This window comes from Aetokthonos hydrillicola CCALA 1050 (genome assembly GCF_017591665.1).
Classification (GTDB): domain Bacteria; phylum Cyanobacteriota; class Cyanobacteriia; order Cyanobacteriales; family Nostocaceae; genus Aetokthonos; species Aetokthonos hydrillicola.
Map to the genome: position 1 here is coordinate 1 of NZ_JAAKGC010000387.1, position 1,429 is coordinate 1,429.

The window sequence follows — 1,429 nt, forward strand, 5'->3', positions numbered from 1 at the left end:
CTCCGGCAGTCATCCTAGGAATGCTCGCGGGGATTGGCGCTGTATTGTTGCTACAGCAGTTTCACGTCGCGCTTGACGATACTCCAGCCAAAACAGCCATTGGCAACTTTGTGGGAATTCCCCGGGCCATCTTCCATATTTTCGACGGCCATCCTGGACACCCGGGACACCTGTCTGCAGCACTAATTGGCCTGTTGACACTCTCAATATTGCTACTTTGGAAGCGTATTGTGCCGACAAAGCTGCAATCAATCCCATCAGTTTTAGCGGCTGTCATCGTTGCCACAGCTACTGCAAGCCTACTAAATCTGCCTATCCAACGAGTCGAGTTCGACAGTTTGAGTTCGGGCATTCATTTGATAGGCATCCCATCTGTTGAATTGCTTTCAAACTCTACTATTTGGCAGATCGCGCTGACGATAGCGATCCTAGGCAGTGCTGAGTCGTTGTTGACTGCCGCTGCCTTAGACGGAATGCACTCCGGCTCAAGAACCCGTTACGACCGAGAACTTGCTGCCCAGGGAGTTGGGAACGCAGTATGTGGAATGATAGGAGCACTTCCATTAGCTGGTGGTATTGTCAGAAGCTCTGCCAATTTGGAAGCGGGAGCAAAATCTCGGTGGTCTTCAGTGTTTCACGGCGTCTGGATGTTGTTATTCGTACTGTTGACGCCAGGGCTTCTTCGACTGATACCTGTCGCTACACTGGCCGCGACACTCGTCCTGACTGGATTCAGGCTGATTCAAACCTCGGCTATTCGTGCGCTCTGGAAGGAGAGTCAATGGGAAGGAGTTATCTGCGTCATCGTGGCCTTCACAGTGGTAACGATTGATCTTCTAACAGGCGTCGTCCTTGGAATTGCACTATCTGTTGTTCGTCTCATCTACACGTTTTCGCGATTACGGATTCGCCAACGTGGAGATGGTGCAAATGGCCGAATGACACTGATCCTCGAAGGGGCTGCGACATTCCTGCGATTGCCCAAACTCGCTTCTGCCCTGGAGGTTGTCCCTCCTGGAACAACGCTTCATATCGATTTTAAAGGTCTTAGCTATATCGATCACACATGCCTAACGCTTTTGATGAATTGGGAAAAGCAGCATTCAACGACCGGCGGAACGCTCATTTTGGACTGGGAGACTCTCCGAGCGCGATTTCAGTCCGGCACGCCTCGCCCAAGAAAAGAGCGAGTTCTTTCGAAGGCATTCTATTCTCGTCCTGAGTGATACATGAATCATCGTCCTCGCGAGAGTGATTAGCGACTCGCGAAACCTCAACTGCAATTCACAAAAAAAATATGGCAGGTTCAAAAACATGAGCGAAAAGACACATCTCGATATTCAACTGATTCTCCCAGCCAGCCCTGATTCGCATGATGCATGCGTTGAAAGGTTGGGGACCTTGCTGAAGAACAAAAGCGGCATCGAGT

At 50.5% G+C, this 1,429-nt stretch carries 1 protein-coding gene; it reads left to right on the forward strand.

Going from position 1 to position 1,429, the window contains the following annotated elements; all coding sequences use genetic code 11:
• The coding region (locus tag G4P69_RS38180; protein ID WP_208355178.1) for a SulP family inorganic anion transporter at nt 1-1,226 on the forward strand (1,226 nt) is incomplete at its 5' end.
• Between the last annotated feature and the right edge of the window lie 203 nt (nt 1,227-1,429).